The organism is Dielma fastidiosa, assembly GCF_000313565.1.
Classification (GTDB): Bacteria; Bacillota_I; Bacilli_A; order Erysipelotrichales; family Erysipelotrichaceae; genus Dielma; species Dielma fastidiosa.
In genome coordinates this window covers 88,440-103,708 of sequence record NZ_HE578925.1, presented here as the reverse complement: position 1 = coordinate 103,708, position 15,269 = coordinate 88,440, and the positions used below count along the sequence as shown (strand labels likewise).

At 37.8% G+C, this 15,269-nt stretch carries 11 protein-coding genes and 2 CRISPR repeat arrays; of the genes, 4 read left to right on the top strand and 7 right to left on the bottom strand.

Going from position 1 to position 15,269, the window contains the following annotated elements; all coding sequences use genetic code 11:
- Positions 1-51: 51 nt before the first annotated feature.
- The 3 genes from DAHG_RS06190 to DAHG_RS06180 form a co-directional block, all read right to left on the bottom strand.
- Positions 52-897: a DUF6630 family protein gene (locus tag DAHG_RS06190; RefSeq protein ID WP_022937474.1), complete on the bottom strand. Its 846-nt coding sequence runs from the start codon at positions 895-897 to the stop codon at positions 52-54.
- A 70-nt stretch (positions 898-967) separates the two neighbouring features.
- Positions 968-3,043 (bottom strand): ferrous iron transport protein B, encoded by a 2,076-nt coding sequence (feoB, locus tag DAHG_RS06185; RefSeq protein ID WP_022937473.1) that lies wholly within the window; start codon positions 3,041-3,043, stop codon positions 968-970.
- On the bottom strand, positions 3,040-3,264 hold the full coding sequence (locus tag DAHG_RS06180) for a FeoA family protein (protein WP_022937472.1): 225 nt from the start codon (positions 3,262-3,264) through the stop codon (positions 3,040-3,042). The genes feoB and DAHG_RS06180 overlap by 4 nt, the downstream gene beginning before the upstream one ends.
- A 123-nt stretch (positions 3,265-3,387) precedes the next feature.
- Between DAHG_RS06180 and gdhA the strand changes: the two genes are divergently transcribed.
- The 4 genes from gdhA to ytvI all read left to right on the top strand — a co-directional run bounded on the left by gdhA (position 3,388) and on the right by ytvI (position 8,048).
- Positions 3,388-4,722 carry an NADP-specific glutamate dehydrogenase gene (gene gdhA / locus DAHG_RS06175; RefSeq protein ID WP_022937471.1) on the top strand — a complete coding sequence of 445 codons (1,335 nt, stop codon included), beginning with the start codon at positions 3,388-3,390 and terminating at the stop codon, positions 4,720-4,722.
- A 216-nt stretch (positions 4,723-4,938) separates the two neighbouring features.
- A CRISPR array of direct repeats spans positions 4,939-5,444; the repeat unit is 33 nt; unit sequence GTCGAGAGTCGCAGGACTCTCGTGGATTGAAAT.
- A 258-nt stretch (positions 5,445-5,702) separates the two neighbouring features.
- Positions 5,703-6,161 (top strand): transcriptional regulator, SarA/Rot family, encoded by a 459-nt coding sequence (locus DAHG_RS18945; RefSeq protein ID WP_022937470.1) that lies wholly within the window; start codon positions 5,703-5,705, stop codon positions 6,159-6,161.
- Positions 6,154-6,972: a putative ABC transporter permease gene (locus DAHG_RS06165; protein ID WP_022937469.1), complete on the top strand. Its 819-nt coding sequence runs from the start codon at positions 6,154-6,156 to the stop codon at positions 6,970-6,972. The genes DAHG_RS18945 and DAHG_RS06165 overlap by 8 nt, the downstream gene beginning before the upstream one ends.
- A 2-nt stretch (positions 6,973-6,974) precedes the next feature.
- Positions 6,975-8,048: a sporulation integral membrane protein YtvI gene (ytvI, locus tag DAHG_RS06160; protein WP_022937468.1), complete on the top strand. Its 1,074-nt coding sequence runs from the start codon at positions 6,975-6,977 to the stop codon at positions 8,046-8,048.
- Positions 8,049-8,796: 748 nt separating this feature from the next.
- Positions 8,797-9,167: direct repeats of the CRISPR family, unit length 33 nt; unit sequence ATTTCAATCCACAAGAGTCCTGCGACTCTCGAC.
- Positions 9,168-9,353: 186 nt separating this feature from the next.
- Here the strand turns inward: ytvI and DAHG_RS06155 are convergent.
- Genes DAHG_RS06155 through cas5 form a run of 4 tightly spaced genes read right to left on the bottom strand, consistent with a single transcriptional unit; the run spans position 9,354 to position 15,102 of the window.
- The gene (locus tag DAHG_RS06155; RefSeq protein WP_022937467.1) at positions 9,354-11,513 is read right to left on the bottom strand and encodes a CRISPR-associated helicase/endonuclease Cas3; all 2,160 of its coding nucleotides are present in this window, start codon (positions 11,511-11,513) and stop codon (positions 9,354-9,356) included.
- On the bottom strand, positions 11,510-12,382 hold the full coding sequence (locus DAHG_RS06150; protein ID WP_022937466.1) for a type I CRISPR-associated protein Cas7: 873 nt from the start codon (positions 12,380-12,382) through the stop codon (positions 11,510-11,512). Before DAHG_RS06150 ends, DAHG_RS06155 begins: the two co-directional genes overlap by 4 nt.
- The gene (locus DAHG_RS06145) at positions 12,375-14,507 is read right to left on the bottom strand and encodes a hypothetical protein (RefSeq protein WP_022937465.1); all 2,133 of its coding nucleotides are present in this window, start codon (positions 14,505-14,507) and stop codon (positions 12,375-12,377) included. The genes DAHG_RS06150 and DAHG_RS06145 overlap by 8 nt, the downstream gene beginning before the upstream one ends.
- Complete coding sequence (cas5, locus tag DAHG_RS06140; protein ID WP_022937464.1) at positions 14,500-15,102, bottom strand: CRISPR-associated protein Cas5; 603 nt, start codon at positions 15,100-15,102, stop codon at positions 14,500-14,502. The genes DAHG_RS06145 and cas5 overlap by 8 nt, the downstream gene beginning before the upstream one ends.
- Between the last annotated feature and the right edge of the window lie 167 nt (positions 15,103-15,269).

The following is a 15,269-nucleotide window of genomic DNA, read 5'->3' as shown; positions in this document are numbered from 1 at the left end:
ATCCAACTTTCGATAAAAGAAAAACACTTCCGCTTGAGAAGTGTTCAGTGGTTATTGATGAAAACGTGAATAAGGATCATTAAAGATCAAAGGCTTTTCATTAGGATCATAGACAACGCTTAAGACAACCTCCGTCTTGCCCTCATGATATGCCTTCAACAATTCCGGCTGTTCAGCCAGCACCGCATGCAGCCATTCAGGACTCAAGCGCTCACCAAAAGGTGTTTTTTCAAATTGAATACGGCCGGTTTCTGAGTAGCGGACATCTGAAAACAGATAATGTTTTTCATTGTTCTCTTCCTTTTGATAAATTGCATCAATGCCTAGACGATCGGCCTTATCACAGACCTGATTAAGATCAATCTTCTTTTCATTGATATAAGCCTGGTCGATGCAGACAATATGAACCCCAGCTTTACCGGCGGTTTGAATCAATGACGGTATGACATTGGCAGGCGCGATGCCGGCCACAAAGACATCATCAAATTCCGGGGCAATCTGAAACAGACGTACATCACTGTCTGTCAGCTGCAAGCCGATGCGAGCCAAAATTGCCTGTGTATCATAAGGCGCTAACGCGTCTAAATCCAGCTTGCGGTATTCAGCTTCCGGCAGACCGCAGCGAGCCAGCGCATAAACGCACAGACCTGCTGTCGCTTTCCAGTCAATCGTAGCGACATAACCGGCGCTTTCCAAAAAATGCTGATACAAGCCAACAAACATATTTGCACCGGCATAAGCAAAACATGGCTTAAATTCAGGATGGTTATCAAGAAAACCTGCATAATTCATTTGGCATTCCATCAACAGCTCAGCCGCATTATTCTGTATGCCGTTAAACAATTTAAAGGCTTCCTGATAAACTTCTAATTTCTTTGCTTCTTCATTCCAATCCATGATTTTACCTCCAGTGTCAACAACTGGTTTAAGTTTATCACAGCTAAACCTTTGTTTCAATCAAAAATCCTTACAGCAAAAGACTTAGTCCCTGAAAAAGCAATAGACAGACAACATATGGCACAATCAGCATAATAATGATTGAACGCAGCAGCAGCTTCCAGCCATATTCCTGATATAATGCGTTCATTGCCATGATACAAGGAATTGTTAAGCATATATAAACCATAAAGCTAAAGGCTCTAAGCGGTGCATAACGATCAGTGAATAATTGCTGAATCGATGTATTCAGCGCCTTATTCCCCTCTTGCTTTTCAACCGTAAACAACTGCATTGTGCTCTCTTTTACGGCATTTAACAGCAGCTTTCCCTGCTCCCTCAAATCACGGCCAATTTCAGGTTCAATCCTTTCAGGTTCTTCATCAAGCAGGCATTGCGATAAAAAGCCTACCACACTTTCCTTGGCGCTGATTCCCGCCGGTAAAGAAGCGACCGCTTCCCAGCTGGTGCCAAAACCAAGCGGTTCAAACAATACAGCTGCATGACGGGAGAAATCTGCAATGTAGGAGGTTTTTACATCGCCGTTAGGAAAATAACTAAGCGCCCATAGCAACATCATTGTCAATAAGACAGCCGTGAATGCTTTATGAATGAAGCTCTTTACTTCCCGCACTACCTTTTGCAGCAATACCGATAAGCGCGGCATACGATAAACCGGCAGTTCAAGCAAAAATATCGTCGTTTCCTGATGACCCTTAAAATGCGCTACCACCAGTGCTAAAATCAATGCCATTAAAATACCAAAGCCAATGACAGTGATGATGGCGGCACCGGTATGATCCGGAAAAAATGCCGATGCAAAAAGCATATATACGGGCAGTCTGGCACTGCAGCTCATAAAAGGGATCAGGGTCGCACACAATTCCTTCTGTTTTTGATTATCCAGTGTTCTTGTCGCATAAATTGCCGGCACATTACAGCCAAAACCGATCAGCAATGTCAAAAAGGCTTTGCCGGAAAGATGAAAGGCACGCATGGCTTTATCTAAAAGAAACGCTACTCTGGCCATATATCCGCTCTCTTCCAAAATGCCGAGAAAGAAAAACAATAAGGCCATCAACGGCAGAAAGGACAAAACACCGCCCACCCCGCCGAGCACACCGCTGATTATTAAATCAAGAATTGAAACAGGCAGAAAATCTAAATAGAAGCGAATATAATTAGCGAGAAATTCATTAAAAAACTGATTTATAAAATCAATATAAGGGCGTGAACCATTAAAAACAATCATTAATAACAAAACAAAGAATAAAATCAGCAACGGATAGGACAGCCAGCGATTCAGCAGCACAGCGTCAATTTTATGTGTCATGTGATAACGTTTCTCATCACGCTGACTCACATAACGCATACAGGAAGCAACCGCTTCAATCTGATTTTTCTCTAGCCGTTCCATGGTCATCTGATTCAAGCTTTCAAGTTTCAGCCCCTGATCCATCAGCTGTTTCAAAGCTTGTGCCTTGCCTTCAAAACACGCATAAACCGCTTGTGCTGCCTGACGATCATCCAGCTCTGGCATCGCTTGATGAATTAAATCAAACAAGTAAACAAAATAACGGTCGCTTTCCGCATCTAATAAAGGATGGTAAAAGGACTGATTTCGGCATGCCTGTTGGATCTGCTTCATTAACGGTTCACGCTGATGATCAAAAGCACTGCCGGCATAGATCGGCAAACCTAAGCGATGACTGATTGCCGCCTGATCAATTACAATGTTCTGCTTCTTTACCTCATCCATGAAATTAAATAATAAAACCATGCTGATATTCAGTTCTCTAAGCTTTACAGTCAGCATCAGATTGCGGGAAAGATTGCTTGCATCAACAACATTTACAATGCAGTCTATCTTTTCTTCCGCAAGAAAGCGGCTGGTTACCGCTTCCTCATTGGTCTGTTCATCAAGGCTGTAAACACCGGGCAGATCAATCAGATGATAGCTGTCACCAGCAAAATCAATCACTGCCTCTTTGCGTTCAATCGTTACACCCGGCCAATTGCCAACCTGAAAATGCGCATTGCTGAGGGCATTGATCCACGCGCTCTTCCCCACATTGGGATTGCCTACAAAGGCTACGGTATAATTCATGAAAGAATCACTTCAATTCTTTTTGCGTCTTGTTGCCGCATGCAGATTTCATTCCCGTTGACTGAAAAAAGATAGGGATCTTTAAAGGGAGCCTTCTTTATCAATGTAATACTGACACCCTCATAGATTCCCATATTAAAACAGCGGCGGCGATCACTAAGCTTTAAATGAAGTTTACTGATTATTGCCCGCTGATTGATTTTTAATTCGGAAGCTGTCATTTTTATCACCAGCTTTATTCTAATGAATACTTTTCATGAAAATGATAGAATTTTGTCAGAAAATAATTTTTTTCTTTTCATTCTTCAAAAACTGTTTATAATGATTATATCGGAGGTATCGTTATGAAACAAATAGAAAAAGCCAAAGCATTGCTTATCACCCGCAATCCTAATGATCCAGAATTTCTGCAAGCTGTTGAAGAAGTGCTGGAATCATTGGAATTAGTCGAAGAAAAACGCCCTGAGCTATTAAAAGATAGTTTGCTGGAACGTTTAATAGAACCTGAACGTCAGATATTGTTTAGAGTTCCTTGGGTAGATGATCAGGGAAATGTACAGGTTAACCGCGGATTCCGTGTGCAGTTTAATTCTGCTATCGGCCCCTATAAAGGTGGTTTACGCTTTCATCCATCGGTGAATTTAAGTATTATCAAATTCCTTGGTTTTGAACAGATTTTCAAAAATGCTCTTACTACCCTGCCAATCGGCGGCGGTAAAGGCGGCAGTGATTTTGATCCTAAAGGTAAATCAGATGGTGAAGTAATGCGCTTCTGTCAGAGCTTCATGAGCGAATTATATCGTCATATTGGACCTGATACAGATGTTCCAGCTGGGGATATCGGCGTTGGAGCAAGAGAGATCGGTTATCTGTTTGGACAGTATAAACGCATCCAAAATGAATTTACTGGTACATTAACCGGCAAAGGTTTAAAATGGGGCGGTTCATTGGCTCGTACTCAAGCTACCGGTTATGGCTTGTGCTATTTCGTTGATGCGATGCTGAAACAAAACGGTAAAAGTTTTGAAGGTAAGACGGTACTCGTATCAGGCAGCGGCAATGTTGCCATCTATGCATGTGAAAAAGCTACGCAGTTAGGTGCTAAGGTAGTTGCTATGTCTGATTCAAATGGTGTGATTCATGATGCTAATGGTATTGATTTAGCCTTGGTGAAGGATATAAAAGAGGTTCGCCGCGGACGGATCAAAGAATATTTAGAAACTCATCCGAATGCAGAATATTTGGAGGGCTGTGCAGCTATTTGGACAATTCCTTGTGATATTGCACTGCCATGTGCTACCCAGAACGAACTGAATAAGGAGAGTGCTGAGACATTAATTAAAAATGGCTGTTTTGCAGTTGCTGAGGGGGCAAATATGCCAACAACACCTGATGCAATTCATATGCTTCAATCAAAGGGCGTACTCTATGCGCCAGGTAAGGCCAGCAATGCCGGCGGTGTTGCATGCTCAGGTTTAGAAATGTCACAAAATTCAATGCGTTACAGCTGGACCTTTGAAGAAGTTGATGATAAGCTTAAATCAATCATGACTTCAATCTTTAAGACAGTCGATGAGACAGCCCGTGAATTTGGCGCTGAAGGTAATTATGTTGCTGGTGCAAATATTGCTGGTTTCGTAAAGGTTGCAGAAGCCATGCAGGCACAAGGTATCGTATAATATTCAATATAAGACATGTGAAAGCATGTCTTTAAAAAAATCAATAAGTGCGAATGTGAAGTGAACATGAATTTCCTGGGGGATTCGCACTTAAAATAGAGATGAAACATTCAGAAAGAATGAATATTTAAGATTGTTTTGAGTCTTTGAAATTAAAAGCTTAAAGAAAAAGCTTCTTTTATAGTAAAATTATTACTAATTTGGTAATATTTTGCTGTCGAGAGTCGCAGGACTCTCGTGGATTGAAATTTGCCAAGTTAGACATTGATGCAGACGCAATGGGGTCGAGAGTCGCAGGACTCTCGTGGATTGAAATAAATATCATTTATCGCTCACCTCACTTCTTTCTAGGTCGAGAGTCGCAGGACTCTCGTGGATTGAAATAATAGCCGTATAAGCCTGCTTTTTATTTCTGTTTCGTCGAGAGTTGCAGGACTCTCGTGGATTGAAATAGCTAATTCTAACAAATCATCATCGGCTTGAAATGTCGAGAGTCGCAGGACTCTCGTGGATTGAAATATATGCCGTTTGAGTAGTTACGCATAACGGTGCGTCGAGAGTCGCAGGACTCTCGTGGATTGAAATTACTTCTTCGCCAAATGCCGGCAGCAGCACATTAGGTCGAGAGTCGCAGGACTCTCGTGGATTGAAATTTGCCACTTATTTATGAGCTTGATGACCGCGACGAGGTCGAGAGTCGCAGGACTCTTGTGGATTGAAATGACTTATTATGTAACAGCATCTTTGACTGAAACCATGTCGAGAGTCACAGGACTCTTGTGGATTATTTGAATCAAAAGTATAAAATAAAAACATCATCATTCAAAATAAAAATACATTCACCTTGATGTATTTTTATTTTCTATTATCTTCATTGACCAAAGTTCAAATATGCGAAAGTATGTGTTTATACAAGAAACCATTGACCTTCTTATATGTGAATCATATAATATGTAATATACATATAAAGGAGGTTAATTATGGATTTTTTATCCTATCATACAACGATTGAAACATTAAGCCGTCAAATCAATGAATCTCAGCAAGAATTATTAAATCCTTATCTGGGAAAATACAACCTGACTTTCCTACAATTTCAATTATTACGCCAAGTTCAGCAAGTTCGACAAATTACCGTGGGAAAGCTTGCTAAAGTCATGGCATTGGATGCTGGCAATGTATCCGCCTATTGTAAAAAATTAGAACAGAAGGCATTGCTGAAGAAGGTTCGCAGTATCAATGATGAGCGTGTCGTTCAGCTGGCCCTGACCGAGAAAAGTGCTGTTATCATTAATTCTATTGAAACATTAATGCTAAAACGGTGCCAGCTGTCATGGGAGGCATTCAGCCAGGAGGATCAAAGCTGCGTATTAAAAGGATTACAGCTATTGAATCAATTCTTCGATAACGTTCTGAAAGAAGGTGAAGTTCTTGAGTAATTTCTTAAATTATTTTCTATATTTTTTCATTTACAGTTTCGGAGGTTGGATTTGTGAGTGTATCTATTGCTCTGTTCCAGCTAAGAAATTTATCAACCGCGGTTTCTTATACGGCCCATATTGTCCAATCTATGGATTTGGTGCTTTGATAGTTACGGTACTTCTGGACGGATATCTGAATAATCCTGTATTAGTCTTCTTTCTTGGCATGATGCTGACCAGTCTGCTTGAATATGTCACAAGCTTTGTAATGGAAAAGCTATTTAATAAAAAATGGTGGGATTATTCACATTACAAGTTTAATATCAATGGTCGTGTATGTTTGCTAAACTCAACCTTATTCGGGATTATGTCTTTATTTGTAATCTATGTTCTGCATCCACAAGTGAGTGATTTAATTAATTTAATTCCATTGCATTATCAGGCATGGGTTTCACTCATTCTGTTCTTATTATTCGCCTATGATCTGTTTAATACAATAAAAGCTCAGTTACGCAAGAATAAAGATATTGCAGAGATTGAAGATTGTCTTTTGGAATTGCGGCAGGTTATCCATGATTTCAGCTATAATGATGAAGAACCGCTTTCTGTACAGCTGCAAGCAATGTTTGATAGTACAGATGCCGATGAACGTTTGAAGCAAGTATTAGAACGTGTTAATGCTAAATTCAAAGCCATGCAGGCACATCAGCCTTATACTGAACTGCGTCTGAACAAGGCATTCCCTAACCAGATTGTCTCAGAGCGGCTGCGCAACATTCGTAATTCAGCTGAAGTAATTAAGAAAAAGCTTGAAAAGTGGGGTGAATAATTTTGGATCTTGAAAAACAGCGAGCTTTTATAATTCATTTCTTCTATTATGCCATCGTTTTATTTTTAATTTATGTTTTTCTAAGATATGTAATTTATTGGATCATGCCCTTTATCCTGGGATTTACAATTGCATTTATGCTGCAGCCAATGATTCGCTCGTTGATTAAAAGAACACATTTACCAAATAAATTATGCGCTGCTGTTGTATTTATACTTTTCTATGCAACGATTGGCACTTGTGTAGCTTACCTTTGCTTTAAGGGTTATGGATTTGCTAAAGATTTTATCATCCGCATTCCTGACCTATATCAGACTCAGTTTGAACCATCATTAACTGCCGCGTTTGCCTCTCTTGAGTCAACATTAGGTGAGGTACATCCAGATATATGGGAAACCGTACAAAATTTACTAATGAATTTTAATGAAACCTTATCAAGTATCATCACATCAGCATCAAAGGGATTCTTAAATATGCTGACCAATTTTGCTGGCTCAGTCCCTAACGGAGTCATTAGTTTCTTCTTTACAATTTTATCCTCTTTCTTTTTCAGTTTCGATTATCGAAAAATCACAAATTTTCTAATGCGGCAACTAAGTGATAAATCCAAACATTTGCTGTTGAGTATAAAATCGTATATCACTGGGTCAGCTTCCTCTATGCTAATTGCTTATATGAAACTGATGCTGCTTACTTTTATTGAATTAACCATTGGTTTAAGTCTGCTTAAGATTGATAACGCGATTATTATTGCATTCTTAATCGCACTCTTTGATTTATTACCCGTATTCGGCACAGGTGGCATCATGATCCCATGGATTATCTATGTATTCTTTGTGAAGCAAACAAAGCTTGCGGTGGGATTATTAATTGTTTATTTAATCATTACTTTAATTCGTAATGTGGTAGAACCAAAAATTGTAGGTAAACAATTAGGCATGCATCCACTGCTGATGCTGTTATGTATGTACTTAGGCGCTCGATTATTTGGCTTTCTAGGTATCTTCCTAATGCCAATGCTGCTGATTATTGTAATAAATCTAAACGATAATGGTTTGATTCATTTGTATAAATAAATATAATCGAGTAGGAGATAATTTATTATTTCAATTATCGTCCTCTCACACCATCGTATGTGTCGTTCGGCATACAGCGGTTCGGATTTATTCTAAATATGTATCAACTGATACTGGTCTAGTAATAATACTAGACCTCTTTTCTTTAACGCTATATTGCGAATAACCACTTGCAGAAAACTATTTGCACATCTTGTGTAAATCTTTCTTGAGTATGCCCATGGTTGTACTTTGTGAAATTCTACCCCTAATTTTACCAATAATTTATCTTCCTGTAATTAACTGTTTTTATCATTAATAAACATATACTCAACAGCTTCTTAATGTACGTTGTTTCAGTTTCTCTTTTGGTTTTGCAATGAATACTTCATATAGTCTTACTTTGTAATTTTGTGTCTGGTTGTCCTTGTAGAAACTAAAGCCTGGGTATTTTATAACATTCGGCTTACTTACTATGCTTCTTGCCATTCATTGTTACTACGAGAGTATCTCTACTTCTCACTAACAATACCTCCCGAGATAAGGTTATGTATCCTTCTCCCCATATATCCGCCACATTTACGGCTAATGGTTGACGATTGCGATGCATGCCCCATAGTGGACTTGCACCACCAAGATTTATGCACTGCTTGACATACCATAAAGAAAATACATCTGTGCTGATGTATTTTTTTGTTGTATTGTAATATCCACGAGATTCCTGCGACTCTCGACTATGAGGCTGGTAGACAGTCAGTGCTAAACAGCAATTTCAATCCACAAGAGTCCTGCGACTCTCGACGCTTTTTGCTTTAATTAATTATTCAAAATAATTAATTTCAATCCACAAGAGTCCTGCGACTCTCGACGCTATGATGCAACCAATGACTTTGAGCAAAAACGTATTTCAATCCACAAGAGTCCTGCGACTCTCGACGCTATGATGCAACCAATGACTTTGAGCAAAAACGTATTTCAATCCACAAGAGTCCTGCGACTCTCGACTATCTGATAAGGATCTATACATGGTCTTAAAAACATTTCAATCCACAAGAGTCCTGCGACTCTCGACAAAATCAAAGATCAACGATTGGCTTGAGCATTTTGATTTCAATCCACAAGAGTCCTGCGACTCTCGACAGCAAAATATTACCAAATTAGTAATGATTTTACTAAAAAAGAAGCTTTTTCTTTAAGTTTTCAATTTCAAAGGCTCAAAACAATCTTAAATATTCATTCTTTCTGAATGTTTCACCTCTATTTTAAGTGCGAATCCCCCAGGAAATTCATGTTCACTTCACATTCGCACTCAATAATTTAATAATATCAAACTAAGCTTTTCATGTAGCCAATAAAATTATCATACTGCTTATCCGATAAAAACATTATGTCATTATCCCGCAGCCCTAATTTCTTCTGAACACTTCTTCTCATATTAACGCTACCCATTTGAAGTTCCGTTGCTGAAACAAATTTACCTGATCGTATTTTTTCTGCAAGCTTTTTATCAGCTAGAACAGTGACTGTATCTTCATCAATCACTTTAAATTTTGATGCTACTGTTTCAAATTCACAAGAAAGATCTCCATCACAAATTTCTTCCGATAATTCATCACTCTTTTTACATTCTTCCTTAAATGCAATTGACACTAACTCATTATCAGAACAATCCTTTAATTCATCTAACTTCATCATCTCTTCATAAATTTCAATTGATATTTCAAATGATGAATTAGGCACAAAATGATCATCACTTATTTTGAATACTTCTAAAAAACTATCTTCAAAGTCACTCTCCCGACATATTCTTCCTAGCAACTGAAGCAAATTCTGTAAAGAGTTTAACTCACAAAAACCATAATGAAATGAGATATCTAATCCACACTCAACACCACTTGTAACCACAAGATACCAATTTTGATACTCAACTTTATTCTCTAATCGATGCTTAACTTCTTTGATAATCTCTTTTTGATCTTCAGGTTTAAGCGCAGTTGACAAATGTAATACATCACAACCATTTGCTTTCAAATAATTAGCAAAATATGCAGCATTTTGTATAGTATTAAATAATACTATTTTGCTGCCATAAAATTTCTCTACATGTTCTTTCAATTCCATGACGCTCTTATAGAGAGATAGTTTCTCACTAAGAATATTATGAGTGACTCTCTTGCGTTCAAATTCGGATAATTGCTTATTAATTTCAGGCGGCAGCAGAGATGATACTGACTGATTAGATTTTTTTTTGAATTTCTTAATCTTCCAGAATTCAATAGGTGTCGCTGAACTCATACAAATATGACATCCCCATTCAGATGTTAAATCGTTCAGCCACTGCCAAGCGGGGAGCATTAATTTAAGTGGAAGCATCGTGTGATATTCATCGAGAATTATCGCGCTGCCTGTCAATTGATGTAATTTACGTAATTTAGCTGGTTGATTACTCGCAAGTGTCTCAAAAAATTCAACTGCGGTCGTTACGATTATTGGCGCTCGCCATGTGGTTGCTAAATACTTGTATTTAGAATTATCAAAATCTACTTGATGATGCAATTCAGCCACTACTTCTTGCTCTTTACCCTGTTCATCCTCTAAAACAACAGCATCTCTTAAAGTTTTTACCGTCTGAGTAATGATATTGGTATACGGCAATACTACAATAATATGCCGTAGCTTGTACTTTTCCGCAACTTTTAACATATGTGCCATTACCGCCGTTGTTTTTCCTGTTCCAACTGGACTGCCACAATATTCTATCGGATTGTCCGTATCTGCATCTCTGCATGCATAATACATATTTTTACGCATTTGATTTCTCTGATTATTTTCTTTTTCATTTGACAAATTCGTAATATACTGATCCAGCTTTCCAATTCTTTCACTCCAGCGAGTTGAAACGCTCAGTGGTTCAACATACCCTTGAGCACTTGTATAATCACCGTCAACAAGACAACTCAATAGCATTCTGTATTCCATTGATGATCTCTTTGTTTTTGATCTCTTTGTTTTCTTTGTTTTCAATATAGAATTGCCTAATTCCTGATTATGCATTTGCAAATATTCTTCTAAATGAGCTTCACTATCAGACATACAATCCGTAAAACGAAATGGTGAGTCCTTTACTTCTTCTCTCACAAGATCAGGCAATCCTGGCCGATGATGGGCATATACTAAGGTTGCCTCAATTCTTTCTGAATCTTTATCAAGTAAAAACTTCAAACCTGCATCACGATGATTAATCGGTAATTTTTTCGCTCTGTTTTTCTCATGCAAGACCTCTTGATTTTGAGCGTTCAATTTTCCCAAATCATGATACTCAGCAGCATTCCATAAAATCTCTTCATAAAGTTCTGTTCGATCCTCACCAACATAGAAGGCCAAGGCATGTAAGTTATCAAGTGATTTTGTCACGACTTCTCGAATATGATCAGAGTACGTTTGTTCCTGATTTCTATCCCCTGCACTTCTAGCAAGCAGGCTCATAATTGCTCCATCAAATCAATAACTGGCGCTGTTTTGCCAATAAGTTTCACATTTAACTCATCAAGACTTTGCATCAGCACTGCTTCATCATAATCATGCCATGAAGTTGCAGGTCCACTCATACCCGTTATACGCTTTGGTGTTAACGCTTCTATAATCCGAAAATCATTATAAGTACCCCGTGCACGATTATGTTCTACATAAAAAGCATAACGAATATCAACTTGTGAGCGAATATAAGAAGCAGTTTCTTTATATACATGAGGAATTAAACGTAAAAGTAATTCAATATCTTTTTTTGTGCATTGTGTTTTATGCGCTGCCGTAGCATTCACAAAGAAAGGCATTGCATATAAGCCATATGAAACGATACGATAAGCAAGCGGTGCCATCCCTTTACTTTTGCCTTCTTCTACCGGCATTACCTTAGTGGTTGTCATTCGTTCGATTCTTATTGGATCTAAAGAAACACCTAAACCAAATTGCACTACCCCCGAAGCAATAAATGATTCATTTTCATTTTTATCATTTTCTAAGAAAGTAGACCCAAATACACGTACATCCCAATATTTATCAAGTAATTCTTGCAAAGAAAGCTTATTAACATCAGCTCGTCTTGTCTTTTTACTTTCCATAATATCAAAACCTTCTTTAGGTAAATCCAATTCTTCTGCGAGTTCTTGCCAAAGCGGAGAATCCTTTGCTTCTACTAAATCACGAAGTTTTCTCTTAAAAGAAACCGGTGATATTTCACCACAGCCATCTTGTCTGATTCTCGGATCACTTTCACGATCAGGATCACCATTAGGATTAGAATTTGTCACATCAATAAGTAAAAGCCCCGTACCTCGATTAATAAATTCATTCATTTGTAATTTCCTCCATCTTGCCATTATTGGCTTCTTTCTTTTTTTCATTAGGAATAACTGCTAAATAACCAAGTAAAACCTGAGCTTGCTGAGCAGTTGTAAAATTTTCAGGTATTTCATTTTCAGCAATTTTCAAACAGATCTCTTCAAAACGAGCGAGTATCCATTTTGCCTTACGACTGTTTTCACCCATAGCCGTATAAGCCCACGCTTGATAAATGCGGATACGATCCTTCAGCCTGACTAAGCCTTCTAAAGGTTTTTCCGAAACAATTGGCAATAACTCATTTCCCATTAACTGTGGCGGTAAAGATGCAGTTTTGCTGCCATTGTTTCGTACCTGTATTGTGTATTCTTTATGCAACATATCAGCCAATTTCAAAAGTTGACCTATATTGAATGGTGCATCTAACATGTAATTCTCCTTTCTAATCCCTTTCAGATATAATAAAACTGAATAAAGGGACATAAATGCTGCGGCATTCTCAGCCTGTGTCTTCATTGAAGATGATAAAATATGATCTAAAGTCAACTGTTGACCAATATCGCTAAGTAAATATTTAGCTTTATTTACAGATAATTGTAAGAAATGATCAATTAGTTCTTCATTTCTTATTTCTAATGAGCTTGGCATATAGAGATTATATATCTCTTGTAAAGTGACATCACTCTGCGGCAGCGTATTATTTTTCCCTGACCGATTATAATTCGTTTTGAATAATCGGCATAGCATGTCCGGTCCAAGACAATTGAATTCATAATTGGCTATTTCCTTTTTATTCCAAATCTTAATTTCATAAGGCGGGTAGTTCTTTAAAGCACTGTCCCATAATCGCATATTTTCAGTTAATTGTTCAACGCTAAAAGCACTTTCATAAATAACCTGTTTGCGGCCTGGATCTAATGTTCCTAAAAGTATCAAACAAACCTTGGCCTCCTTATTTCTATTTAAAATACCCTCCATATCCTTAAGAACTTTCTCACAAATAGCTTTATAAGCACTTTCAGCGTGCACCCTTGAAAATTCTTTATTATCTTCATAACTGAATGGATTACTTAGTATTTTTGCCAAAAAAGCATCATTTTGAGGTTCATCTGGTATATAAGCTAGCAGCAAATTTTGCTTATCGCTATTACTGTCGCTGACAGCACGCCAAGTCTTATTCTCATTATCTGGCTGCGTTAAAAAGGAGATCGCATCATTGATTTTATTAATCTCTGATTTACCTGCTTGATATGCTTTTGCACCCGTTAACTGATAACGAGAAAGACACGGGGTATCAGCTTTTTTAGAGTATAAGTAGGTAAGGCCAAGCAGCGGCAGGTTAGGGTTAGGATATTTAGCACCGACACCTACTGTCTGCTTACCACTTAATGGTGATTTTATTGCTGCCTTCTCTTGTACATCTTCACGATTTTCAAAGCTGTTTAATAATTGAACCAATACTTTTTGCGTATCCTTTGAAAACACATAATTCTCATACTTAAGCATTCCATACGCGTCATAATAAGTCATGATTCCTGATTTATAGCGGCCATTTGATTCTTTCTGACCTACTAATACTAGTTTTAAACTGTTAAGCATCATTTCATCATTGCAGTCTACAATTTTATCATGCATTAGCTGTAAAAGATGGCTTAAAAATTCATGCTGGCTTGCTTGATTCGACGGAAACGCATTAAGTAAATCTTTTAATGCAGCAAGTTCTGGTAAATCACTTTCGATGACTGGTTTTAACTCATTCAAAGACCACTCTGAGATCATTATTTCATTTGAATTCGCATTCATGGCATTAAAATCAAGTGATAAGAGAAGATTTATTTTTTCAGTCAATTTTGCTTTTTTCCAACTTGCTTCATCAATCTTTTTACTTTCAGATATAGCTAATAATGGTTTTTGGATACGAATTGCCGGAAAGCTATTATGATTCCCCTTACTATGCTTCCAAAGTTCAGGCATCTTTGCTTTTTGAATAAAACGCAGACCTTTTGGCTCACCTTTTGCATTAACCTCCACAATTATCACATCACTTTTCCCAACTTGCGTCACATTAGGGTGCGTCGTCGATTGCAGCAAATGATGCTTTTCCAAAGCTAAGCTTAATCCGTAGAGCTCATTAATCATATCTGACCACACCTTCCCGCACTTCAATCATTTGAACAAATGATGGTGAAACATGACCATTTGTTGGTCGATCATACATCGAAATTAACATTGATGGGATGATGAGATTCAGGGTTTTATCCGCTTTCGTTGACTCTCTTAAAGGCCCAAAATAGCTTGGTGTAAATTCCTTCCATCCTAAAAATGCCGTTGAATAGAATTGTCCAGACTTTAAACGCCGCATAAATACTTCTTGCAGCTGATGCTGTGCGTTATATTTATGTTCAGGTGCACTATATGCTTTAATCACACCGTACACCTTGTAACAGACATTTTCTAATACCGTAGCAAATATCTGATAATTTACAGTTCCGCTCTTTTTCAATGGGCCTTGATAATTGTTCACATACTTGTGATAAATAATCGGTGAACAGATCTCAACTCGCTGCGGCTCAAAATAAGCATCCTTTGACATGACAACACATTCAAACATGCTTTTCAGCGCTGACTTGGTTGGCACGGCATAAGAGACTGGTGAAGAACCAGTATCTGGTCGTGCGAACATTGCAGACGGTCCTGCTATTTCAAAGGCTATCGGATACGCTTTCTCAATCATTACTTTCCCTCCTTTTCTTTTATCTGCTTTTATACTAATTCGAAATGTAAGCGCTGTCAATATAATTCTTTAACAACTTAATTGAATATTCAATTAAATTATAATATGTAATTAATTGAATAATACAATTTTTATGTTATCTTATTTATAGAGTAATTTACTCTGTG

Bases quoted from the DNA above. Each gene is read 5' to 3' on its own strand.
- feoB (WP_022937473.1), bottom strand. From the start codon at position 3,043: ATGAATTATACCGTAGCCTTTGTAGGCAATCCCAATGTGGGGAAGAGC.
- gdhA (WP_022937471.1), top strand. From the start codon at position 3,388: ATGAAACAAATAGAAAAAGCCAAAGCATTGCTTATCACCCGCAATCCT.
- DAHG_RS06180 (WP_022937472.1), bottom strand. From the start codon at position 3,264: ATGACAGCTTCCGAATTAAAAATCAATCAGCGGGCAATAATCAGTAAA.
- DAHG_RS06150 (WP_022937466.1), bottom strand. From the start codon at position 12,382: ATGAATGAATTTATTAATCGAGGTACGGGGCTTTTACTTATTGATGTG.
- DAHG_RS06190 (WP_022937474.1), bottom strand. From the start codon at position 897: ATGGATTGGAATGAAGAAGCAAAGAAATTAGAAGTTTATCAGGAAGCC.
- DAHG_RS18945 (WP_022937470.1), top strand. From the start codon at position 5,703: ATGGATTTTTTATCCTATCATACAACGATTGAAACATTAAGCCGTCAA.
- DAHG_RS06145 (WP_022937465.1), bottom strand. From the start codon at position 14,507: ATGATTAATGAGCTCTACGGATTAAGCTTAGCTTTGGAAAAGCATCAT.
- cas5 (WP_022937464.1), bottom strand. From the start codon at position 15,102: ATGATTGAGAAAGCGTATCCGATAGCCTTTGAAATAGCAGGACCGTCT.
- DAHG_RS06155 (WP_022937467.1), bottom strand. From the start codon at position 11,513: ATGAGCCTGCTTGCTAGAAGTGCAGGGGATAGAAATCAGGAACAAACG.